This window comes from Pseudomonas sp. YL2 (genome assembly GCF_023063025.1).
Classification (GTDB): domain Bacteria; phylum Pseudomonadota; class Gammaproteobacteria; order Pseudomonadales; family Pseudomonadaceae; genus Aquipseudomonas; species Aquipseudomonas putida_A.
On sequence record NZ_JAJSLU010000001.1, the window covers coordinates 1 to 23,104 of the forward strand.

Sequence of the window (23,104 nt, forward strand, 5' to 3'; positions counted from 1 at the left end):
AGCATGAAAAGTTCGGGTTTGCTCGCGATTGGGAGCTTCTATTCCAGCATCTCCCACAGGTGAGCGCATTCCAACTGTGGGAGCGGGCTTGCTCGCGAAGGGGCCAGTGAAGTCAGCATGAAAAGTTCGGGTTTGCTCGCGATTGGGAGCTTCTATTCCAGCATCTCCCACAGGTGAGCGCATTCGAACTGTGGGAGCGGGCTTGCTCGCGAAGGGGCCGGTAAAGTCAGCATGAAAACATCAGGCTTGCTCGCGATTGGGAGCTTCTATTCCAGCATCTTGCTCAGCAACCAGCTCCCCGCCGGCCCCGGCGGATAAATCCGCGACCACAACGCATCGACATACACCGGCCGCGGCCAGCCGCGCAACGTCAGTTCCACCAGCGAGCCATTACCGAAACGCGCCACCAGCCAGCGCGGCAGCGCCGCCCAGCCAAAGCCCATCTCCGCCATTTCCATCAGCATCAGGTAACTCGGCGCCGACCACACCCGGCCCTTTGCCCGGCTGTCGTAGGGATTGACGATGGTCGCCAGGCGCAACTCGCGATGCTGCTCCAGCACCTGCTGGTCGACCCGTTCGACACGGGTCAGCACATGATCATCTTTGACGAACAGCGCCAGGTCAGTGCGCTCGGCGACGGTCGAGGTCACCAGATCCGGTGGATAGGTGTCCTGCATTTCGGCAAACGCCAAGTGTGCGCGGCCACGCTGGACCAACTCGATCAGGTCGTCACACTCGGCGATCAAGCATTCCAGTTCCAGGTCCGGATAACGCTGCTCGAAGCCGACCAGTGCCGCTTCAAATCGCGCTGACTGGTAGGTGTCGGAAATCGCCACGGTCAGCTTCGGCTCGACGCCTTGTGCCAGTTGCCGGGCGCTCATTTCCATACGACTGGTGGCCGCCAGAATCGCCTCGGCCCGTTGCAGCATCACATGGCCGGCCGGAGTCAGGGTCGGTTTGCGGCTGCTGCGGTCGAACAGAATCAGATCCAGATCGATCTCCAGGCTGGCCACTGCCGCACTGATGGTCGACTGACTGCGCCCCAGCTTGCGCGCCGCTGCAGAAAACGAACCCTGAGTGGCCGCTTGCACGAACGCCAACAGCACTTCTTGCGAAGCCATGAACTATCGCCTTGGTCGATGGTTATTGGTTATGAAGTATCGGTGCGGTGGCCGATCATGGCAACCCTCTTCACTCAAGGAGTCAGGCCATGACTGGCAACAAATCCATCACTGAACGTATCTTCCAGGCCATCGGTTTCGAGTGTCTGGCGATCCTGATCTGTACGCCGTTGCTGGCGTGGATCATGGACAAACCGCTGCTGGACATGGGCGCGGTGACCGTGCTGATTGCCCTGCTGGCGCTGGCGTGGAACGTGCTGTTCAACGGCTTTTTCGACCGCATGCTCAAGCGCCTGCACGTCGCGCACAACGCCTGGACCCGGGTGGTCCATGCGCTGCTGTTTGAGGGCGGATTGATCGTGATGGGCGTGCCGCTGATTGCCTGGTGGCTGTCGGTCAGCTTGTGGCAGGCGTTTTTGCTGGACATCGGCGTGCTGCTGTTCTTCCTGCCGTACACCTATGTGTATCACTGGGGCTATGACGTGGTGCGCGAGCGGTTATTGACGGCCCGTGCTGCTTGAGTCTGGAAGACAAACTGTGGCGAGGGAGCTTGCTCCCGCTCGGCTGCGTAGCAGTCGTAAACCCGATAAACGCGGTCTGTCTGTCAGACCGCATTGGCCGGTTTTGGGGGGCGCTTCGCACCCCAGCGGGAGCAAGCTCCCTCGCCACACTGTTTGGGTTTAGAGGAACATGCCGCCGGATGCTTCAACCCGCTGCCCGTTGATCCACTGCGCCCCCGGCGCCAGCAGCATCGACAGCGCACCCCCAATATCATCCGGCTGCCCGGCGCGACCCAGTGCGGTATTGCTCGCGACCATCGCGTTCAACGCCGCGTTGTCGCGCACCGCACCGCCACCAAAATCAGTCTCGATCGCGCCCGGCGCCAGTATATTCACGCCGATCTGCCGCGCGCCCAGCTCTTTGGCCTGATAGCGGGTCAGCACTTCCATCGCGCCTTTCATCGCCGCGTAGGCGGCATAACCCGGCAGGCTGAAGCGGGTCAGGCCGCTGGAGATGTTGATGATCCGGCCGCCGTCATTGATCAGCGGCAGCAGTTGTTGCGTCAGGAAGAACGGCCCTTTGAGCTGGATATTCATCAGCAGGTCGAACTGTTCCGGGGTGGTCTCGGCGAACGCCGCGTGCACACCGATACCGGCGTTGTTGATCAGGAAGTCGAAGCGCGGACGGTCCAGTTGCTGCAACGCTTGTTCAACTCGTTTGGCGAAATCGGCAAAGGTTTCGCTGCGACCGACGTCCAGTTGCAGCATCACGGCTTTGGCACCGCGTTGTTCCAGTTCAGCCACCAGCGCCTGGGCTTCATCGGCGCGGCTGTTGTAGGTGCCGATGATGTCCACGCCTTCGGCGGCGAGGTGCAGGGCGGCGTTCTTGCCCAGGCCACGGCTGGCACCGGTGATCAATGCGATTTTGCGGCTCATGTGAAATCCTCGATTGCGGTGAGTGGTGATGAGCAAAGTTTATTTATCCGCCATGGGGTGATAAACAGACTGAAACCGGAATCACTGATCGACTCAGCCGAACAATCAACGGGTGTCCTCATGAACAAACTGGAACTGCTGCGCACCTTCGTCCGGGTCAGCGAACTGTCGAGTTTCACCCTTGCTGGCGAGAGTCTCGGGTTGCCGCGCTCGACGGTTTCCGAACATGTCCAGGCCCTGGAAACCCTGCTCGGCACCCGCCTGCTGCAACGCACCACGCGCAAGGTACAGGCGACTCAGGACGGTCTGGTGTTGTACGAACGCAGCAAGGATCTGCTGTCACACATGGACGAGATCGAGGGGCTGTTTCGGCAGGATCCGGCCTCGCTGAGCGGGCGGATTCGTGTCGACATGCCGAACATCCTCGCGCGGCGCCTGATCATGCCGCTGCTGCCGGAGTTCATGGCGCGCCACCCGAATCTGGAACTGGAAATCAGCAGCACCGATCGCCGCGTCGATCTGCTCAGCGAGGGTTTTGATTGCGTGGTGCGCATTGGCGCGCAGCCGGATCAATCGGTGGTGGCGCGGCACTTGGGCGACTTCCCGATGATCAACTGCGCCAGCCCCGCGTACCTTGAGAGCTACGGCGTGCCGCAGACGCTGGAGGACCTGGCGCAGCATCGGCTGGTGCACTACGTCGGCGTGCTCGGTTCGCGCTCGGAAGGGTTTGTGTATGAACAGGACGGACAGGTGCGGCGATTGCCGATGGCTGGCAGCGTCACGGTCAACAGCACCGATGCTTACGAGTCGGCGTGCCTGGGCGGCTTCGGCCTGATCCAGGTGCCGCGCACCGGCATGCAGCCCCATCTGGACACCGGTGAGCTGCTGACTGTGCTGCCGCAGTTCACCGCGCCGGCGATGGCGATTTCAATCCTGTATGCACGGCAACGGCATTTGCCGCTGCGGGTGCGGGTGTTCATGGAGTGGTTGGGGGAGGTGATTCGTTCGACGCTCTGACCGATACCGCAGATCAACTGTAGGAGTGAGCCTGCTCGCGATGGCGTGCTGTCAGTCGATGCAAATGTGACTGAAGCACCGCTATCGCGAGCAGGCTCACTCCTACAGGGGGGCAGGTTGTTCAGAAGATCTGGGTGAACAGCCAGTACAGGCTGCCCGACAGCAGAATTGCCGCCGGCAAGGTCAGCACCCACGCCATCAGCAGATTGCGGATGGTCTTCATCTGCAAACCACCGCCATTGGCGACCATGGTCCCGGCCACACCCGATGACAGCACGTGGGTGGTCGACACCGGCAAACCGAACATGTCCGCCGCGCCGATGGTCAGCATCGCCACGGTTTCCGCTGAGGCGCCCTGGGCATAGGTCAGGTGGGTCTTGCCGATTTTTTCACCGACCGTCACCACAATCCGTTTCCAGCCAACCATGGTGCCGAGGCCCAGGGCGATGGCCACGGCGATCTTCACCCACAGCGGGATAAAGCGTGTGGCGTTGTCGATCTGCTGTTTGAACAGTTGCAGTTTGTCAGTGGTGTCGGCGTCGAAATTGCCGACCTTGTTCTTGTCCATCAGGCGAATGCTTTCGCTGGCCAGGTACATGTCGTTACGTACGTTGCCCATGGCCTCGGCCGGGACTTTCGACAGCGAGCCATAGCCTTTGACCTCTTCGCCAATGTGCCCGGTGAGAGCGGCGAGGGCGGGGATCAGTTGCGGCGTTGCTTGCTTGCTGCGCACGTAATCGGACAGTACCGGACGCGGATCCACCGGGGCTGGCAGCGGGGTGTTTTTCACCAGCGCTTGCTGGGTGACTTCGGCGACAGCAGCGAACTGCAGCGCCTGATCGGCGGGCATGGTGCGGTTCAACGCGTAAGCCATCGGCAAGGTGCCAACCAGAATCAGCATGATCAGGCCCATACCTTTCTGCCCGTCGTTGGAGCCGTGGGCGAAAGACACACCGGTGCAGGTGGCGATCAGCAAACCGCGAATCCACCACGGTGGCGGGTTGTTGCCTTCCGGCGCCTTGTACAGCGCGCGATTCTTGATGAAGGCGCGCATGGCCAGCAGCAACAGCGCCGCGCAGCCGAAGCCCACCAGCGGCGACAGCAGCAGGGCGTAACCGATCTTGGTCGCCTGTGCCCAGTCCACGCCGCTGGTACCGTCGCGCCCGTGCATCAAGGCATTGGCCACGCCGACGCCGATGATCGAGCCGATCAGTGTGTGGGAAGAGGAGGCCGGCAGGCCCAGCCACCAGGTGCCGAGGTTCCACAGGATCGCCGCGATCAGCAGGGCGAAGATCATCGCGAAACCGGCGGACGAACCGACCTGCAGAATCAGCTCCACCGGCAGCAGGGCGATGATGCCGAACGCCACGGCGCCGCTGGACAGCAGCACCCCGAGGAAATTGAAGAACCCCGACCAGACCACCGCCACGTTCGGCGGCAGCGAGTGGGTGTAGATCACCGTCGCGACCGCGTTGGCGGTGTCGTGGAAACCGTTGACGAACTCGAAACCCAGCGCAATCAGCAGCGCTACGCCGAGCAGCAAAAACGGGGTCCAGGTGGTGACGGTGGTGCCCAGTTCATGCATGTCGTGCATCAGGCTGTAAGCGGTGAACAGCATCCCCATGGCGAGCACCGCGAAGAACACCACGTAAGTGAACGGCCCGGGTTTTTTATCAAGTGCCGGCCGGCCGCTGGGGGCAGAGGCCTGGCGGGCGGTCAGGGAGGGAGTAGCCATGAGCGGACAATCCTGAGCGAGGGAAGGAGTGTCGGTCATGATCGTTGCTAAATATTACAGAGAGACTGCGGCAGGTCAGTGTTTGGCGGATTAGCTCACCGCTGATCTGAAGGCTGATGAAGATCTTAATGTGGGAGCGGGCTTGCTCGCGAATGCGGTCTGTCATTCAGCGAAGATGTTGGCTGACCTGACGCCTTCGGGAGCAAGCCCCCTCCCACAGGAGATGGGCCGTGAATGAAGTATTTTGGCTGGTCGCGATCCGGGGTGGGAGCGGGCTTGCTCGCGAATGCGGTCTGTCATTCAGCGATGATGTTGGCTGACCTGACGCCTTCGGGAGCAAGCCCCCTCCCACAGAGATCTGTGGTGAACACATAAATCAGGGGTCAATAATCCCTACGCTTGCGAAACGCCCAGCGCCCGGCAATCACGGTAAACGTCGCGACCAGCGCCACCAGAATCCAGAACCCCTCGGGATCCGTCGCCAGTGGCACTCCCCCCACGTTCATGCCGAAAAAACCGGCAATGATGTTGATCGGCAGCGCCAGCACCGTGACCACGGTCAGGGTGAACAGTGTGCGGTTGCTCTGTTCGTTGAGGTTGGCGGCGATTTCTTCCTGGAGCAGTTTGATCCGCTCGCCGAGGGCGGTGAGGTCGTTGATGATCAGCGCGAACTCCTCGGTGGATTTGCGCAGCTCCTTGACGTCCTCCTTCTGCAGCCACGGCGGCGGACGATTGAGCAGGCGCAGCAAGGATCCCGGCTCCAGCGCCAACAGCCGTTGCAGGCGTACCAGCACCCGGCGATTGGCGCCGAGTTCGGCGCGGTTGGTCGACAGCCGTGAGGAGAGCAATTCGTCCTCGACCAGATCGACGCTCATGCTGGTCTTGCGCACGATCTGCGTCAGCACTTCACCCTGATCACGCAGCAAGTGCACCAGCAGTTCCGACGGCGAGCGAAAGCATTCGCCGGCCTTCACCGACGAACGCAATTTGTCCACCGAGTGCAGCGGTTGCAGGCGTGCGCTGACGATCAGTTTGCTGCGCACGCAGACCCACAGCGTCGACACGTCTGAGGAAACCATGCTGCTGAGGTTGAACACCACGTCGTTGACCACTGCCAGCAACGCCGAGTCAACGTGTTCGATGCGCGTCGAGCGCGAACCTTCGTGCAGCGCCTCGAAAAACTCTTCGGGCAATTGCAGATGACTTTTCATCCAGCGCTCGCACGCGGCGTGCGCCAGGTTCAGGTGCAGCCAGAGGAATTCATCACTGTCGCTGTCGTCTTGCAGACAACGCAGGGCGGTCGCCGAATCGACTTCGCGGCCACGTTCACCGGGACGAAAACGGAAGCCGTAAAGCAGACCGAACAAATCAGGATCGCGATGACTGAGATCAAGGCTGTGGTTCATGGAGGCTCGCTGCGAGGAGGGCGCGTCGGTCGCGGAATAGCAGGTTCACTGAGCCGCATCATCGCAACCGCAGATGACACTTGTGTGACGACAAAGTGACGCCAGATCAATGTCTTACCGGCGGTCGGATTTTCTTCAAGAAGCGCTCTGGTACGCCGATCACGCTTGGGTTACGTTGCGCGCGCTTGGCCATGAGCCAAGGCTCGCCGACACGGATGTCCGGCAAAATTCCACGCCTTACCGGGCGTGCCTCATCCCTGTCCTGAGTATCTCGCGATGCTGCAAAAATCCTTGAGAGCACAAATTCTCGCCCTGCTGGGCGGCAGCCTGCTGGCGATGCTGTTGATCGCACTGGCCTGCTTTCATTTCCTGTCCAACGGCGTGCAGAACTACAGCCAGTTGATCGCCGGCCCGTTGCACACCTCGCAACTGATCGACGAGGCCAACCTGCAATTCAAAGTGCAGGTGCAGGAGTGGAAAAACGTCTTGCTGCGCGGCAAGCAACCGGCGGACCTGGCCAAGTACTGGAGCCAGTTCGAAGATCGTCAGCGCGATGTGCAGAACATTCTCGGTGAACTGGCCGGGCAGAAAGGTCTTGAGCCGGCGCTGAAATCCCGCATCGAACGCTTGCGTGATGAGCACCGCCAACTCGGCAGCGCTTACCAGAAGGGCCGCGATGCCTATGTCGCTGCGGGTGCCGATCCAACGGCTGGCGACAGCGCCGTCAAAGGTGTGGACCGTGCCACCAGCGATCAGATGAGCGAACTGGTCGCCGAGCTGCGCAAGCAGGGCACCGAACAGTCGGCGCAAATCAGCGCCAGTGCTGACAGCACCGTGCTGCTGGGGATTCTGGTGATGCTCGGCTCGGGTCTGCTGATCGGTTTGCTGAGCCTGTGGCTGGTCAACCGCAACCTGATCGAGCCGATCCGCAAGCTGATCGACTACGTCACCCAGTTGAGCCGTGGGCGCCTCGCCGAGCGCGTTGCCAACGACCGTCAGGACGAGTTGGGCAACCTCGCCGCCGCGGCCAATACCCTGCGCGATTTCCTCGCCGAAACCTTTACCCACCTGCAACGCAGTGCCAGTGATCTGGACAGCGCCAGCGGCGAACTGAATGCGATCGCCACGACCATGGCCGGCGGCACCAACGAGCAGTTCAACCGCACCGATCAGGTGGCCACGGCGATGAACGAAATGTCTGCCACTGCCCAGGAAGTCGCCCGTCACGCGGCGGATGCGGCGCGCGCTGCCGACGATGCCGACCAGTCTGCCCAGCAGGGTGAAAAGGTCATGCAAGGCACCATCCACACCATCACTCAGATGCGTGGCGAAATCGCCAACACCGCGGAAGTGATTCGTCGTCTGGAAAGCGACAGCGGCCGCATCGGCAAAGTGCTGGAAGTGATTCGCGGCATCGCCGAACAGACCAACCTGCTGGCGCTCAACGCGGCGATTGAAGCGGCGCGGGCCGGTGAAGCCGGACGCGGCTTTGCGGTGGTCGCCGACGAGGTGCGCAATCTGGCGCAGCGTACGGCCGAGTCGATCATCGAGATCAATCAGATCATTCAGAACGTGCAGACCGGTGCCGTGGACGCTGCGCAAGCGATCGAAAGCGGTCAGGCGCGCAGTGACGAAAGTGTCGAGCAAGTGACCCAGGCCGGTGCGATGCTGGAGCGCATCACCCACGCAGTGGAAGCGATCCGCGACATGAACCGCCAGATCGCTACCGCCGCCGAAGAGCAGACCTCGGTGGCCGAAGACATCTCGCGCAACCTGACAGAGATCACCTCGATCGCCAGTACCAACCTCAACAGCGTGCAGCGCACTGAAAGCGCCAGCCAGAACCTGCACGGCCTGTCCGGGCAACTCAACGAAGTCACTGCACGCCTGAGCGCCTGAGGTCAGCTGACGTGTACCGGTTCGGTTACCGAGTCGGTACACAGTCGATCTCAAATCCGTGCGAGTGCCGCCGATGGCCGGTTATCTAAAACCGGCATTGGAGCCCTCCCATGGTCAGCATCACCTCCGTTTCGATCAATCAGACCGTCAGCACCGCCACCAGCAAGACCAGGATCAGCGACGCGAGTGACGACACCTCGACCCCTGCAACCAGCAGCGCGGGCGTCAGCGCCGACACCAGCAAAGTGGCGGCTGGCGGGGGCGCGGCTCCGGCAGGCGACAGCAGTTCCGACAGCAGCGGTGAGTCGGATTCGGTGAAAGAATTGCGCAAGCAGATCGCCGAGCTGCAAAAGCAATTGCAGGAACAGCAGCAGGCGCTGCAAGCGGCTCAGGCCAAGCAGGAAGACGCTGATGCCAAGGCTGCCGACGTGGCGTCCGCCGAGTCGCAAATCTCCAGCACCTCGGCTTCGTTGCAGACGGCCACGGCGGCGTTGTTGCAGGCGTTGCAGGATTCCGGATCGAGCAGCTCGGGCTCGCTGGTCAGCACTTCGGCTTAAGCATCACGCGATTCCCCTGTAGGAGTGAGCCTGCTCGCGATAGCGGTATATCTGCCTTATTCATGGTGACTGACACACCGCTATCGCGAGCAGGCTCACTCCTACAGAGAACTGCGGTGTGTTTCAGAGGGTTGGCAGGCTGAAGGTGAACAGCGTGCCGCTCTGTGCGGTGGACGCCACATGCAAATGCCCGCCATGGGACTGGGCGATCTGGCTGGCGATGTACAGCCCCAGACCGAGCCCGGCCTGGGGCGCGCTGCCGGTCGGGCGCGAGTATGGCTGGAACAGATGCGGCAAAACCGCCTCGGGAATATGCCCCTGATTCTTCACCGCCAGCATCAACGCACCGTGCTCGACCTGGGCGATGACTTCGATATCCCCTTCCGGGTCGCCATGGGTCACGGCATTGGCCAGCAGGTTCGACAGCAGTTGAGCGATCCGCGCCCGGTCACAGGGCACGCCCCGCAAATCGCCGATGGACGCCTGAATCGCGCGCTGCGGATGCACGTTGCGAATCTCCGTCACCACTTGCTGCACGGCTTCGGTCAAATCCGCGCAGGGCTGGATATCCACTGGAATGCCCTTGCCCAAGCGTCCGCGAGCGAAGTCGAGCACATCATCCACCAACCGCGTCGCCCTTTGCGCACTGCCAAGGATATTGCGTACCCGCACCTCGATGGCAGGATCCGGATGCTTGCGCAGAAGCATTTCGGCGCCGGCGCTGATGGCGAACAACGGGTTGCGCAAGTCGTGGCCGAGCACGGCGATGAACTGTTCGCGCAACTCGGCGGTTTCGCGTTCCTGCAACAACGCGGTTTCGGTGCGCTGCGCGTTTTCCTCGGCTTCGATCTGCAGCGCGAGCATCCGCGCGAACGACTCCATGGTGCTCTGGATGCTGCTGGACTTGAGCTCTGCCGGGTTCGGATCGAGCGCGCAGATCGTGCCGAAAAACCGTCCGTCAGTGCGGAACACCGGCACCGAGATATAGCTCTCGAACTTGTACAGGCGGGGGGTGTGATGATCGCGGTAGAGCGGGTCTTCGCTGGCCTTGTCGATCACCACCGAGGTGTGCGCAGCACGGATTTCGTGGCACAGCGTGGTGACCACATCCAGCTCGCCACCAACCTGCAGGCCGAAATCCAGCTGATCGAGGACCGCGCAGGCTGTCCACGAATCCTCGGTAACCCGCGCTACGGCGGCAAAGCGCAGGCCGGTCAGTTCGCGGATCACTTGAAGGATCGCCGGAACCGCGCTGATCCGTCCGATTGTCGCGATGTCTGCTGCCGCTGTCTGCCTCATGCCCATCGTTCTCGGCTGCAATCGTTATCTGATGGTCGCCATACTAGCGGTCTGATGGCGGTTTTGGCATCCCTTCAGGCGGCATCCGCGTGATTCGCCGGGCAACGGACGCAAAAAAGCCGCACGATCGCTGATCGTGCGGCTTTGCTTTGGCGGTGTATCAGGTGTCTTGCTTGTTGCTCAGCACTTTGCCGGTGGTGGCATCGAAGTCGACGTCGAACTCTTTGCCGTCGGCGGTTTTCAGCTCGACTTCGTACTCGTAACCGTTGAAGTGGTTATCCAGATCGGTGTCGGTGATGGTCGCACCCGGGTGCAGTTTCAGTGCCTCGGCGTTCATCGACTCCAGCGACTTGATCTTGCCGGATTTGACCAACTCAGGGATCTGGTCGACGCGCACATCGGCCTGGGCGAGGCCAGCAGTCAGGGTCAGGGCAGCGGCGGTAAACAGGGCAGTCAAAGTTTTCATCGGGTCATTCCTTGGGTTGTTCGTTGAAGTGGGCTCAGGTTAACCACCGCAACTTAATTCACCCTTAAAACCCCACATCGCGTGCAGCGCTCTTGTAGGAGTGAGCCTGCTCGCGATGCGGACAACCCGGTCTGCCGATCAGAACCCGTTGTTCTTCAACACCTGATCCACACTGGCCGTCGCCGGACGCTTGTAGAACTTCAACAGTTCGCTGGCACGGTTGGTGAAGATGCCATCAACCCCGGCCGCCATGACTTTCTCGAAGTCCACCGGCTCATCGACGGTGTACACGTGCACCAGCATGCCCTGATCGTGGGTGTACTGGTTCATCCACGGTTGCACCAGATCCGAATAGCTCTGGTCGCCACTCTTGGTCAGCTTCGCCGAAGGGCCGGTGCCGATGGCGCCGTGAACCTTGGCGAAATCAACCCACTGTTTGAACTCGGCGTCGGACTTCGGCTCCTGCTTGCCGTAGAACACGTTTTTGTCCTTCTCGCCGGACTCGGCAAAGGTCACCTTCGATTTCGGCTCGATGCTGCCTTCGCCGACCCACAGCAGCAGGATTTTTGGCACTTGCGGCATTTCCTTTTGCAGCAGTTCGAGGCTGTTCTTCTCGAAAGTCTGCAGGATCACCTTGCCTTTGCCCTGGCCGACGGCCAACTCGCTTTTCGCCAGTTTCGAACCGGCCGGGCTCAGCCAGCCGCGATCCTGCAGCTTCTCTTTCAGGTCATGCTCGATGCCCGGAAACAGCTGCGGCTCCTTGGTTTCGATGTACAGGCCCGGTTTGTGTTTCGGGTTGGCCTGGGCGATGTCGATGATTTCATCGAGGGTGAGGATTTTCAGCCCGGCGTAGGATGGACGCGCGCGATCCGGGTAAGCCTTGTTGTACCAGCTGCCGGCGTCGAGGGTTTTCAATTCGGCCATGGTGAAGGCGGTGGCCGGGCTGTCCTTGCGCTCCGGGAACTTGGTCGCGACGTCTGTGGTGCGCTGCAGGTTGTTATCGTGCAGGGCGAACAGCACGCCGTCCTTGCTGCGCTGCAAATCCATTTCCAGGTAGTCGGCGCCGAGGTCGCGGGCCAGTTTGTAGGAGGCGGCGGTGGACTCCGGTGCATCAAAGGACGCGCCACGGTGAGCGATCACGGCTGGATGCGGGATGCCATGGGCGGCGGCAAGCGCGTTGACGTCAGTCTGGGCGGCGTGGGCCTGGCCGAGACCGAGCAGCAGGCTCAGCATGAGGGCGCTTTGGGTGAAAGTGGCGGGCATGTTCGAGTTCCTTTCGCAGGGCATTTTCAAAGACGTACCTTTTAACAACTGAATCGATTGGGTGCTATCGCCAGACCGACATAAACGTATTAAAAGCGATTTTTCCTGCACTTTTGTGGCGCGGTTTGCAGTACGCTTGCCCTCGGCAGACGCTCCGGCAGAGGGCGCGCCGATTCTGTTGCCCTGCGTGTAAACCATCGATGATTTTTCGTGAGGTTTACCATGCGCATCACTTCCCAACTCATCTGTCAGGCCGCCGATGACCTCAAGGGTTTTGTCGGCCTCAACCGCAAGACCGGCCAGTACATCGTGCGATTCAGCGAAGATTCGTTCGGCATGGACGTGGCCGATGACGGCATTATTCCTGTGAATGAATTCGTCTGGGCGCCGGCCTCTGAGACGACCATGACCTTGAAGCGCGAGCTGATTCAGTTGTTGCTGGATCAGAACATCGATGAGCGGATCAACATCAGCGAGCCGTTGCGGGTGTACATGAGCAAGGTTGAGGTGCCGGAGATTGTGGCGGTGCGCAGTCTGGTGAAGGGCTGAAGTTTTGTAGTGGCTGTTCCGGCCTCTTCGCGAGCAAGCCCGCTCCCACATTGGATCTGTGGCGTTCACAAATCCCTGTGGGAGTCAGCCTGCTGGCGATGAGGCCAGTGAGCACACAACCAAATTCAAAACCCAAACGCGGTACCTGTGGGAGCGGGCTTGCTCGCGAAGGGGCCAGTCAGCGCGCCGCCAAAGTCACTGCCCAAACCGATACTCCCGCTCCACCCGACACACCCGGGTCTGAAACTTCGAATACCACTGCGCCCGCCCGCGCGCCTGAATCACCCGGTGCTCCGGATGCTCGCGCCAGGCCAGAATCGCCGCCTCGCTCTGCCAGTACGAAATGGTGATCCCGACCCCGTCTTCCCCACGAATCGAATCAATGCCGAGAAATCCCGGTTGCTGGCTGACCAGCTCCATCATCCGTTCCGACGCCGCCGCATAACCGTTGTCACCCTCGGTGCGGGTCGAGGTGAAAATCACCGCGAAGCAAGGCTCGTTCGGCTTCATGGACGTTGCTCCGCACACGCTTCGACGAACGCCCGCACCAGTGGCGGGATGTTGCCCTTGAGCGCTGCGCGTTCCGGTTGAAACAGCGTGGCGACAAAAAACACATGGTCAGTCAATTCGATCGCGCGCAAGTCGCCAGCCGAATCATGCCCCACGGCGCGTAGCTGATGGCTCAGCAATTCTTGTTCGAACTGCGGATTCACTCCGAATCGGCAGCGATAGCCTTCGTGAATCTGCGACGTTTCGTACGCCTTGGCGATCAACGAGCCGGCGACCAGGTGAATGCTGTCCACCGCCTCCACCAACGAACAGGTCAGCGGTGTGAGCACGGCTCGCGGTGAATCCGGCGATGTTTCGCCATGCTCGGCATCGGCCCAGCCCAGCACATTGCGGGAAAATTCCAGCAGCGCATGCTGAAAACCACCGCAGGTGCCGAGGAAAGGGCGCTGTTGTTCGCGGGCAAAACGGATGGCCCTGAGTGCACCGGCCTCACTTTTGTAGGGGCTGGCCGGGACGCACCAGAAGCCGTCAAAGTGATCCAGCGCAGTGTCGGCGTGTATCTGCTCGGTGGGCAGCCATTCGAATTGCACATCGCGGCCGCTCTGCTCGGCGATCAGGCCAAGGGCAACGGGGATCGCCTGGTGGGCGGTGACTTGCGGATCGTGATCGCCGATCAGGGCGATGGAAATGGCGTCCATGGGATTTCCTTGATTTGAGTGAGTGATGAACCTCTGGGGGAGGGTGTGCAGTTGTCGATCACCGGGGCTCACTATAGATTGGCGTTCACGCACTCAATATTGGCGTTTCCCCAAGTGATCAATGCAGCGACGCACTATCGACTCGATTACCCGGATCTGGCGCTGATCCTTGCGTTGGTGCGCGGCGGCTCTCTGGCCCGGGCGTCGCAGCTGCTCAGGGTAGACGTGTCGACGGTGTTTCGCGCCGTACGTCGTCTGGAGTCAGCGCTGGGTCAGCAATTGTTCGAAAAGAGCCGCGCCGGTTACCTGCCAACCACCCTCGCGCAGACTCTGGCCGAGCAAGCCGAACGCGCCGAGCAGGCACTGGAAGCGGCGCGGATCGGTGTCGAGCAGGGCGGCGAAGTGGTCAGCGGCACGGTGCGCCTGACCTGCACCGACTCGGTGCTGCAAGGCCTGCTGTTGCCGGCGCTGGCGCAGTTCATGCCGAACTATCCGGCGTTGACTCTCGAGCTGAGCACCTCCAACGATTTCGCCAACCTCAACCGCCGCGATGCCGACATCGCCCTGCGCCTGACGCGTACACCGCCGGAGCATCTGGTCGGACGGCAACTGGCGAAGATTTCCTACCGGGTCTGCGCCAGTGCGCGTTATCTGCAAAACGTCGCTGCGACGGATCTGGCGGCGCTGACCTGGATCGCCCCGGACGAGTTTCTGCCGGATCACCCGACCGTTGCCTGGCGTCGCCAGCAGTTGCCCGGTGTGACCCCGGCTTATCGCTGCAACAGCATGCTGTCGGTGACGGAACTGGTGCGCGGCGGACTCGGGGTGGCGGCGTTGCCGGACTTTCTGATCACTGAAGGTTTGCAGGCCCTCAGCGAACCGTTGCACGGCTACGACACCGCGCTGTGGTTGCTGACCCGCCCGGATTGCCGCGCGTTGCGCTCGGTGGTCACGCTGTTCGATGAACTGGGGCGGGCACTGCGGTTGCCGTGATCAGCGTTGCGGGTTCTGGCAGATGTGCGCATGCAGTTCGCGGGTCAGGCCTTCGATGCGCTCGGTCAGGCTCTTGGTCATTTCGGTGAGGCGGGTGTTCTGCTCCAGCAGTTCGAGCAGTTGCGCGGTGGTCTGCGCGGCCTGAGCCTGGCGCTCACTGTTGGCCACGGCCAGCGCTTCACGGTGTTGCGCGTCGGCGTCCGATTGCGCCTTGTCCCGCGCGGCTTGCCGGGTTTGTGCCAGCAGGATCAGTGGCGCGGCATAAGCCGATTGCAGGCTGAACGCGAGGTTGAGCAGGATGAACGGATACACGTCGAAAGTGGTGATACCCGTCGCATTGAGGCACACCCACAACAGCACGATCAGGGTTTGTGCGCCAAGAAAGGTCGGCGTGCCGAAGAACCGCGCGAAGGCCTCAGCGCGCAAGGCGAACGTGTCGTTGCCGAAGGTGGTGTTGAGGTGGGCGTGGGGGCGGTGGAAGCGCAGGTGGTCGACGGGGGCAGTGGCGGGGACGTCGGGTTTTTCTATGGTCATGATGGGCTCGGCAGGACTTGGGACTGAGGGTCACTATAGTCCTGCATCGAGGCTTATGGCCCTTTCGCGAGCAGGCTCGCTCCTACAGGGGAACGCATTCCAATGTGGGAGCGAGCCTGCTCGCGAAGGCCGCGACGCGGTCTCTCAGCCCGGCGCGCGCTCATTGGCAAACATGCTCACCGCCTGCACCGCTTCACTGGCGCCATCGCGGATCTGCAGAATCACGCTGCCAGCCTGATCCGCCAGTTCAACGCCTTGCGCCGCCCGCCCGCGAGTCCCTTCCATGCTCTTGATCGCCTGACGGGTTTCGCTCTGGATCAGGCCGATCATGTTGGAAATCTCCGCCGTCGAGCCGCTGGTACGCGCCGCCAGTTGCCGCACTTCGTCCGCCACCACCGCGAACCCGCGCCCCTGGTCCCCGGCGCGCGCCGCTTCAATCGCCGCGTTGAGCGCCAGCAGATTGGTCTGGTCGGCAATCGCACGGATGGTGTTGACGATCGCCGTGATCTGCTCCGAGCGTTCGCCAAGTTGCGCGATCAGCGTTGATGACTGCGCGATATCGTCAGCGATTTCGCGCATCTCACTGGCCGCCTGCTGGATCACCTGAGTGCCTTGCTCGGCGACTTTCCGGGTTTCCACCGAGATGTGATAAGCAGCGCTGGCGCTGCGCGCATCGTGCTCGTGCTGCTCGACGCGGGCGGTGACGTCCGTGGCGAATTTCACCACTTTGCACAACCGCCCGGCAGCGTCGTATACCGGGTTGTAGTTGGCCTCCAGCCACACACTCTGGCCGCGCTTGTCGACGCGTTCGAACTGGCCTTGGAACAACTCACCCTGATTCAACCGTCGCCAGAAATCCTCGTAGGCGCTGCTGTTGACCAGCTCCGCGCGGCAGAACAAGCGGTGATGTTTACCCTTCAGTTCAGCGAGCGTGTACCCCATGCGCGTCAGAAAATTCTGGTTTGCGGTGAGAATGCCGCCGTTGAGGTCGAATTCGATCACCGCCATCGCCCGGTCGATCGCCTGCAGCTTGGCATCGGCCTCGCTTTCCTGCTGGACTTTGTTCGTCACGTCCATGGCGAACTTGACCACTTTGACCACGCGTCCCGACGCATCCTTGATCGGGTTGTAGTTGGCTTCCAGCCAGACCGGCTGGCCCTGGCTGTTGATCCGCTCGAAGGTACCGGACTGGAACTGGCCGTTTTTCAGGCGCGACCACAGTTCAGTGTATTGCGCGCTGCGACCAAACTCCGGAGTGCAGAACAAGCGATGAGGCTGGCCGATCACCTGTTCGGCGCGGTAGCCCATGGTTTTGAGGAAGTTGTCATTGGCCTTTAACACTACGCCTTCAAGGTCGAACTCGATCACCGCCATGGAGCGATTGATCGCTTCAAGCAGGCCGTTCTGTTCGGTGATGGTGTGTTGAAGGTCGTTGAGTTCGGACTGGTGGCGTTTGAAAAACATAGGGGCAGTACCTGGAAGTAGGGAAAGACGAGGTTTGTGTCCCTGTTTCCGCGCTGGCAGAGCAAATGCTGGATGAGCATTTGTCATTGACTGCAAAGTGCCAGCATCCAGGCTGACGAGCTGATCTTATACAAACTGCATTGAGTTGTACAAGAAATTGCGAATCAACCTGTTTGCAGCCTTTTCAAGGCTGAGAGAGGGGGGGGGGCGTCTTCTTAGCCCGGACTGCTCAGCGCCACGCTGATGGTGTTGCGCCCCGTGTGTTTGGCGGTGTACAGCGCTTTGTCGGCGTCATCCAGCCAGGCAACCGCGTCGCTGTACGACGGCTGAAACCGGGCCAGACCGATACTCAGGCTGACGCGCAGCTCTGGCACATCCGGGTGCCGATATTGATCCATCGCCTGACGCAATCGTTCCATTTGCGCCTCGGCTTTATTGAGTGGCTGGTCGGGCAGGATCAGGCAAAACTCGTCGCCGCCATAACGGCCGGCCCGTTCACCTTCGGCCAGCAGCCCTTTGAGTGCCTGGCTCAACTCGCGCAGCACGGCGTCGCCAACGATGTGCCCATAGTTGTCGTTGATGGTCTTGAAATGATCGATGTCGATCAGCGCCAGAATGTCCTGGGTGTTGTTATCTCGGCAGCGGGTGAAACGCGTATGGAGCAGATCCTTCCAGGCGCCGTGATTGAGCAGCCCAGTGAGGCTGTCGGTGCGGCTCAGGTCTCTGAGTGCACGTTTGTGTTGTGCAAGTTTGATCGCCAGTTGGTAACTGACCATGCCCAAGGCCAAGGGGTACAAGGTCAGCATCGGCAGGCAGGCCCAAACCTCGATTTGCGTCATCGTCAGGCTGAACTTGAAGCCGAACAGTAAACAGCCCAGCAGCACGCCGGCGATTTGGGCGAGAGCGCCCAGCAGGAACAGACGTCGTCCACCAGCGGCGACATTGTTCATGGTCATCATCGACAGGATGGTCACGGTGGTCAGCGGATTGAACTGAAAGCACGCGGTCCAGAACCCCCCGCACAACGAGTCGTACAACAGGTTGCGGCGTTCGGCATGGTAGGGGAAGGTCGAGCGGGTCGAAATCTGGTAGGCCAGATGCGGCCAGATAAAACCGTTGAACACCAGCAGCGCCCAGAGCCAGTTCGGCATGTGCAACGGATACAGCGCGGCCGCGACGCTGAAAAAGCCGACACCCAGACCGATGATCCTGGGCAGATAAATGCGTCTGGCGAATGACAAGCCTTTGCCGCGTTGATTTTCCATGATGTCCTGCGCCAGATTCATCCTGAAATACTTTGAAGTGTTTTTTCAGGTTGACCGTTCGTCGGTCAATTGTCGGACATTGTCATTTATTCCAACGGGAATAATCAGTGTCCTTCCGAGCCATTTAATCGTGGCGGGGCGCAGGAGAGGACCGGTTTAGAGCTGGTATCTGGCCAGAAACATCTCCATGGCCGACTCGGCCACGGCTTTTTGCGTGTCTGCATCCAGCGGCGGCAGGCCCATGGAAATCTGCGGCCAGAAACCGAACGACTTCAACAGCCCTTGCACCTGCTGCGCGGCGAATTCTGCGTTCACGGTTTTCAGCTGACCATCCGCCAGCGCAGCGCGAATCCACACCGTCAGGCCTTCCTCGCGCTCGCCCATGCGCGCCACCATGTCCTGCGCGCGCTCCGGGGAATGGATGGTGGCGGCAATCGCCACCCGTGCCAGTCCGAGAAAGTTGTCATCGGCCATCATCTGCAGTTTTGCCAGCAACATGGGCAGCAGTTGCTCGCGCAGCGGCTGATCCGCGCGATAGGTCACGGCTTGCTCGTCGGTAATCCGTGCCCAGAGTTGGTTGAGAATTTCGGCGAACAGCTCTTCCTTGCTGGGAAAGTGGTTGTACACCGTGCGCTTCGACACCCCGGCGGTGGCCGCGATCTTGTCCATGCTGGTGACCTCGAACCCGTTGGCACGGAATTCGGCAATTGCCGCCTGGATGATGGCTTCGCGTTTGCGGTCGGTAAGGCGCTGTGGAGCTGTCATAAGTACGCTTCGGCAGAGAAGGGGTGGAATTACACTTGGCAGTTTACTTGTCATCACGTTTCATGCAACCTAGAAACTACACCGCCCAGTGTAATGTTGCGTTAATCCGCGCAACCTAAAAACAGACAGTTCGGCTGATGCGTGCGTGCCTTGGCCATTTATCGTCCCACCGTGAAAAACCGTGAATTGCGCGGTTTTTCTGGAGTCTCTCAGTCATGGCCAATCCAGATTTTTCTGCGGATCAAACTTCCACGCCTGAAGCCTCTCGCCAGGATCAAGGGCTGTTCCGTAACCATGCGCCGGTGCAGCGCGAAGGTGGGCGCAAGATGCTGCGGATCATGTGGAACATGATCTTCAACAAGCCGCGCAATACCCGACCGGCCGCCGCGATCCCGGTGCAACCGCTGACCCGTGAAGACCTGCTGGCAGCACCGAATCACAGCGTTTACCGCCTCGGCCACTCGACCCTGCTGCTGAAAATGCGCGACAAATTCTGGATCACTGACCCGGTCTTCGCCGAGCGTGCGTCGCCCGTGCAATGGGCCGGCCCGAAACGTTTTCACCAGCCGCCGATCAGCATCGACCAGTTGCCACCGATCGAAGCGGTGATCCTGTCGCACAACCATTACGACCACCTCGATTACCAGGCGGTACTGCAACTGGCGGCCAAAACCAACTATTTCCTGACCCCGCTGGGCGTCGGCGACACCCTGATCAAATGGGGCATCGACGCCAGTAAAGTTCGCCAGTACGACTGGTGGCAGGGCACCGAAATCGCCGGCATCCGCTTCGTTGCCACTCCCTCGCAGCACTTCTCCGGCCGCAGCCTGTTCGACAGCAACAGCACCCTGTGGGCCTCGTGGGTGATGATCGACGGCGACACGCGGATCTTCTTCAGCGGCGACAGCGGCTACTTCGACGGCTTCAAACGCATCGGCGAACAATACGGCCCGTTCGACCTGACCCTGATGGAAACCGGCGCCTACAACGTCGAATGGCCACACGTGCACATGCAACCCGAAGAAACCCTGCAAGCGCACCTCGACCTCAAGGGCCGCTGGCTGTTTCCGATCCACAACGGCACCTTCGACCTGGCAATGCACGCCTGGCATGAGCCGTTTGACCGGATTCTGGCGCTGGCCTGGGAGCGTAGTGTTTCGATTACCACGCCGCGAATGGGCGAGGCGTTTAATTTGATGCAGCCGCAGCGGGGGCACACGTGGTGGCTGAATATGGAGCAGGATGTGTCGGAAAACGCCCCAATTGCTGGTAGCGGCTACAAGTCGGGATGACTTTTCCTACTGTCGGTAGTCCAGCTGGCTGACAGCTCTTTCCTATGTCCTCGGTAGGCTTGGTCGCGAGTGAATGAATCACTCGTGATTAGCCTAAACAAGGACGATAGACATGACGCATTTCTTCAAACGTCGCGTGAATACGCTGACGAAATCCATATTGGTCGCACTGGCAGCGACAGGAGTCGCTGCCAGTGCCCATTCGGCCACTGATCTTCATTACGCCAGCGTCAGTGAACTCAGCAAAATGATGGCCGACAATGAGCTCACTGCTGTTGAACTGGTTGAACACTTCCATCAGCGAATTGCCGAGCTGGACAAGCAAGGCCCTGCTATCCACGCCATCGTCGAACTGAATTCACAAGCCATCGAAATAGCTACCGCGCTGGATAACGAGCGTAACGAGGGGCTGTCGCGTGGCCCGTTGCATGGTATTCCGGTGCTGCTCAAAGACAATTTTGATACCGCCGACAGCCTGCAAACCAGCGCCGGCTCCTTGGCCATGGTCGGTCAGCCGGCAGCCAACGATGCTTTTGTGGTTAAACAGCTACGGGATGCCGGCGCGATTATTCTGGGTAAAGCCAACATGAGCGAATGGGCTTATGTGCGGGAAATGGGGTTACCCCATGGTTGGAGCGGACGTGGTGGGCAAGGGAAAAACCCGCATGCACTGAGCGAGGAAATCTGCGGTTCCAGTTCTGGATCGGCCGCTGCCGTGGCTGCCGGTTTCGCGCCGATCTCCTTGGGCACGGAAACCAACGGTTCGATCACTTGCCCGGCATCGGCCAATGGCGTAATCGGCGTCAAACCCACCTTGGGTCTGTTCAGTCGCACCGGGGTGGTGCCAATCACCCGTCTGCAAGACACCCCTGGTACTTTGACACGTACTGTCCGTGACGCAGCGTTGATGTTCAACGTGTTGCAAGGCATGGATGCTGCGGACTCCGCGACATCGGTCGCCCCGACAGGAATCGACTACACGGCGCTGCTGGCAATGGATGCTCTACAAGGCAAACGTATTGGTTATCCCGTCGCATACGAAGGAACGGGCGGTGTGACGCTGACCCCTGGAGTGGAGTTTCAGAAGGCAATGATCACACTCGAGAAACAAGGTGCGACGCTCGTGCCAGTGACCGTTCGTTTACCTGATATCGATAATTTCGTACCCGGTCTGATGGGCGCGATGAAATACGAATTGCCTGAATATCTCGTCAGCCGTTCCGGTCTGCCGATCCAGTCGTTGCAGGACCTGATCGACTTCAATCAGCTCAATCCCGGCAAGGAGGGCTATGGGCAGGCCACGCTCGAAGCGATGAATGCGCTGGACATGACTCACGAACAGGCCAGCGGATTGATCTTGAGCATCAGCAAAAACTTCAAGGACGCCATTGACGAGCAACTGCGCGAACACAACCTCGACGCAATGGTTGCCGAAGCGGATGGTTACTCGCAATTTTCTGCCGCAGTGGCTGGTTATCCCGCGGTAACCCTGCCATCGGGCATGAGCGCTAACGGTATACCCACATCCGTGTTCTTTTTCGGCAAAGCATGGAGCGAGCCGCAATTGTTCGCCATGGCCTACAGCTATGAACAAGCCTCGGCCGAGCTGCGGCACCCTGCGTTCAAGTAATCATTCCACCTAAGCAAAATCCCCACGCTCTGCAACGTTCTGCTGCATGGCCTGGGGATTCAATTTGCGACCCGGCGCAAACCCGGGAAAGAACACCAACCCCTGTGCCTCAAACCGATAAGCCAACGCCAGCCGCGCCGCATCCGCCACTTCCTGCTGCGCTTCAAACCGCTGGATATCATCCACCGCAACCTCCGCCTCGCGCGACAGTTGTTCCACGCTCCAGCCCAGCATCGCTCGGGCCTGGACGCAGTGCGCCGGGGTGAACTGGAAAAGGGCAATGCGTTCGAGGATGTGGTTCATCGCAAGAGAGGCCATGGTGTGCTCCGGGCTCAAGAGTGCTGATTGAAAATGTACTGTGTTTTTGTACAGTTGTTTTCGGCCGGGATCAAACGCATTTTTTGATTTGCCCTAGTTCGCCGCCTCCAACCAGACGGACGGTGCCTGTCCGAGGATGCGCCGGAACATCGTCGAGAACGCCGCCGGGCTTTCATAACCGAAGTCCAGAGCGATCCGCGTCACCGCTTCACCGGCCGCCAGACGCGCCAGCGCCAGCACCACGCAGGCCTGTTGCCGCCATTGGCTGAAGCTCAACCCGGTCTGCTGCCGAAACAGTCTGTTGAAGGTGCGCAAGCTTACGTGCAACTGATCGGCCCAGTGTTGCGGCGACTGATGAGCGTTGGGTTGATGCAGAAAGGTCTGACACAAAGCCAGGAGCTTTCCGTCAGTCGGCAGCGGAATGTGCAAGGGCAGGGGCGCACTCCGCGCCAGTTCATGCAGCAGCAGGTCGATCAGTACGCCGTCGCGACCGTCGAGGTCATAAGCCAGCGGCACTTCAACTGCTTCCATCAGCAAGTGCCGCATCAACGGCGACACATTGATCACTTGGCAGCGCTCGCCCAAATCCACCGCGCCCGGCTCGATGTACACACTGCGCGTACTCACGCCGAGCATCAGCACCTCATGCGCCACCCCCGGCGGAATCCACACTGCCCGTTGCGGCGGTACCACCCAGTTGCCGTCATGAGTACGAACCTGCATCACCCCGGTCGCGCCGTACAACAACTGCGCCCGCCGGTGTGTATGAAATGGCAACAGGTGGCCGTGGGAATAATCCGTACCGATCGCCACCACCGGGCGCGGCGTGTCATCCAGCTGATTGATCGAAACATTGCGCATCGAGCGTTTCCGGTAGTTGGCGTAAA

At 60.5% G+C, this 23,104-nt stretch carries 23 protein-coding genes and 1 pseudogene; 8 read left to right on the top strand and 16 right to left on the bottom strand.

The features are described 5' to 3' along the window. Positions 1-266: 266 nt before the first annotated feature. Positions 267-1,121 (bottom strand): LysR family transcriptional regulator, encoded by an 855-nt coding sequence (locus LVD08_RS00005; protein WP_247267085.1) that lies wholly within the window; start codon positions 1,119-1,121, stop codon positions 267-269. An 89-nt stretch (positions 1,122-1,210) separates the two neighbouring features. On the opposite strand from LVD08_RS00005, the gene LVD08_RS00010 reads away from it, so the two are divergent. Then, complete coding sequence (locus tag LVD08_RS00010; protein ID WP_247267086.1) at positions 1,211-1,642, top strand: multidrug/biocide efflux PACE transporter; 432 nt, start codon at positions 1,211-1,213, stop codon at positions 1,640-1,642. A 159-nt stretch (positions 1,643-1,801) separates the two neighbouring features. Here LVD08_RS00010 and LVD08_RS00015 read toward each other — a convergent pair whose 3' ends face one another. After that, positions 1,802-2,557, bottom strand: coding sequence for an SDR family NAD(P)-dependent oxidoreductase (locus LVD08_RS00015; RefSeq protein ID WP_123588718.1), 756 nt, complete (start codon positions 2,555-2,557; stop codon positions 1,802-1,804). A 120-nt stretch (positions 2,558-2,677) separates the two neighbouring features. On the opposite strand from LVD08_RS00015, the gene LVD08_RS00020 reads away from it, so the two are divergent. Beyond that, positions 2,678-3,574, top strand: a complete 897-nt coding sequence (locus tag LVD08_RS00020; protein ID WP_247267087.1) for a LysR family transcriptional regulator — start codon at positions 2,678-2,680, stop codon at positions 3,572-3,574. Positions 3,575-3,695: 121 nt separating this feature from the next. On the opposite strand, the gene LVD08_RS00025 is transcribed toward LVD08_RS00020, so the two are convergent. After that, entirely contained in the window at positions 3,696-5,309 is a 1,614-nt protein-coding gene (locus LVD08_RS00025; RefSeq protein ID WP_247267088.1) for an inorganic phosphate transporter, read from the bottom strand. 383 nt (positions 5,310-5,692) lie between these two features. Continuing rightward, positions 5,693-6,715, bottom strand: coding sequence for a transporter (locus LVD08_RS00035; protein ID WP_247267089.1), 1,023 nt, complete (start codon positions 6,713-6,715; stop codon positions 5,693-5,695). Positions 6,716-6,991: 276 nt separating this feature from the next. Between LVD08_RS00035 and LVD08_RS00040 the strand changes: the two genes are divergently transcribed. Further along, on the top strand, positions 6,992-8,614 hold the full coding sequence (locus tag LVD08_RS00040) for a methyl-accepting chemotaxis protein (RefSeq protein ID WP_247267090.1): 1,623 nt from the start codon (positions 6,992-6,994) through the stop codon (positions 8,612-8,614). 110 nt (positions 8,615-8,724) lie between these two features. Beyond that, a complete protein-coding gene (locus tag LVD08_RS00045; protein WP_096795042.1) occupies positions 8,725-9,171 on the top strand; it encodes a hypothetical protein in 447 nt (148 codons plus the stop codon). 123 nt (positions 9,172-9,294) lie between these two features. Here LVD08_RS00045 and LVD08_RS00050 read toward each other — a convergent pair whose 3' ends face one another. The 3 genes from LVD08_RS00050 to LVD08_RS00060 form a co-directional block, all read right to left on the bottom strand. Beyond that, positions 9,295-10,470 carry a GAF domain-containing sensor histidine kinase gene (locus LVD08_RS00050; RefSeq protein ID WP_247267091.1) on the bottom strand — a complete coding sequence of 392 codons (1,176 nt, stop codon included), beginning with the start codon at positions 10,468-10,470 and terminating at the stop codon, positions 9,295-9,297. Positions 10,471-10,630: 160 nt separating this feature from the next. Beyond that, positions 10,631-10,936, bottom strand: coding sequence for a PepSY domain-containing protein (locus LVD08_RS00055; protein ID WP_007917758.1), 306 nt, complete (start codon positions 10,934-10,936; stop codon positions 10,631-10,633). Positions 10,937-11,074: 138 nt separating this feature from the next. After that, positions 11,075-12,199, bottom strand: a complete 1,125-nt coding sequence (locus LVD08_RS00060; protein ID WP_247267092.1) for a glycerophosphodiester phosphodiesterase — start codon at positions 12,197-12,199, stop codon at positions 11,075-11,077. A 222-nt stretch (positions 12,200-12,421) separates the two neighbouring features. On the opposite strand from LVD08_RS00060, the gene LVD08_RS00065 reads away from it, so the two are divergent. Further along, positions 12,422-12,748, top strand: coding sequence for a DUF2025 family protein (locus LVD08_RS00065; protein ID WP_247267093.1), 327 nt, complete (start codon positions 12,422-12,424; stop codon positions 12,746-12,748). A gap of 195 nt (positions 12,749-12,943) precedes the next feature. Here the strand turns inward: LVD08_RS00065 and LVD08_RS00070 are convergent, their stop codons facing one another. Further along, complete coding sequence (locus tag LVD08_RS00070) at positions 12,944-13,258, bottom strand: antibiotic biosynthesis monooxygenase family protein (RefSeq protein ID WP_027612609.1); 315 nt, start codon at positions 13,256-13,258, stop codon at positions 12,944-12,946. Next, positions 13,255-13,956, bottom strand: a complete 702-nt coding sequence (locus tag LVD08_RS00075; protein WP_247267094.1) for a CTP synthase C-terminal region-related (seleno)protein — start codon at positions 13,954-13,956, stop codon at positions 13,255-13,257. The genes LVD08_RS00070 and LVD08_RS00075 overlap by 4 nt, the downstream gene beginning before the upstream one ends. Before the next feature lie 51 nt (positions 13,957-14,007). Between LVD08_RS00075 and LVD08_RS00080 the strand changes: the two genes are divergently transcribed. After that, on the top strand, positions 14,008-14,949 hold the full coding sequence (locus tag LVD08_RS00080) for a LysR family transcriptional regulator (RefSeq protein ID WP_247267354.1): 942 nt from the start codon (positions 14,008-14,010) through the stop codon (positions 14,947-14,949). Here the strand turns inward: LVD08_RS00080 and LVD08_RS00085 are convergent, their stop codons facing one another. The 5 genes and pseudogenes from LVD08_RS00085 to LVD08_RS00100 form a co-directional block, all read right to left on the bottom strand. After that, a complete protein-coding gene (locus LVD08_RS00085; RefSeq protein WP_247267095.1) occupies positions 14,950-15,483 on the bottom strand; it encodes a DUF1003 domain-containing protein in 534 nt (177 codons plus the stop codon). A gap of 144 nt (positions 15,484-15,627) precedes the next feature. Further along, positions 15,628-16,122, bottom strand: coding sequence for a methyl-accepting chemotaxis protein (locus LVD08_RS28170; RefSeq protein WP_371260358.1), 495 nt, complete (start codon positions 16,120-16,122; stop codon positions 15,628-15,630). Between the two features lie 51 nt (positions 16,123-16,173). Further along, positions 16,174-17,034 (bottom strand): annotated as a pseudogene (locus LVD08_RS28175) (PAS domain-containing protein); the annotation flags it as partial. Between the two features lie 128 nt (positions 17,035-17,162). Beyond that, positions 17,163-18,212, bottom strand: a complete 1,050-nt coding sequence (locus tag LVD08_RS00095) for a diguanylate cyclase (protein ID WP_027612614.1) — start codon at positions 18,210-18,212, stop codon at positions 17,163-17,165. 156 nt (positions 18,213-18,368) lie between these two features. Beyond that, a complete protein-coding gene (locus LVD08_RS00100; RefSeq protein WP_247267097.1) occupies positions 18,369-18,977 on the bottom strand; it encodes a TetR/AcrR family transcriptional regulator in 609 nt (202 codons plus the stop codon). A gap of 215 nt (positions 18,978-19,192) precedes the next feature. Between LVD08_RS00100 and LVD08_RS00105 the strand changes: the two genes are divergently transcribed. Continuing rightward, positions 19,193-20,269, top strand: coding sequence for an MBL fold metallo-hydrolase (locus LVD08_RS00105; RefSeq protein WP_027612616.1), 1,077 nt, complete (start codon positions 19,193-19,195; stop codon positions 20,267-20,269). Between the two features lie 112 nt (positions 20,270-20,381). Beyond that, on the top strand, positions 20,382-21,899 hold the full coding sequence (locus LVD08_RS00110; protein WP_247267098.1) for an amidase family protein: 1,518 nt from the start codon (positions 20,382-20,384) through the stop codon (positions 21,897-21,899). A gap of 9 nt (positions 21,900-21,908) precedes the next feature. On the opposite strand, the gene LVD08_RS00115 is transcribed toward LVD08_RS00110, so the two are convergent. Together LVD08_RS00115 and LVD08_RS00120 are read right to left on the bottom strand one after the other, a co-directional pair. Beyond that, a complete protein-coding gene (locus LVD08_RS00115) occupies positions 21,909-22,217 on the bottom strand; it encodes an XRE family transcriptional regulator (RefSeq protein ID WP_247267099.1) in 309 nt (102 codons plus the stop codon). 93 nt (positions 22,218-22,310) lie between these two features. Beyond that, entirely contained in the window at positions 22,311-23,078 is a 768-nt protein-coding gene (locus LVD08_RS00120) for an AraC family transcriptional regulator (RefSeq protein ID WP_247267100.1), read from the bottom strand. Positions 23,079-23,104: the final 26 nt, after the last annotated feature.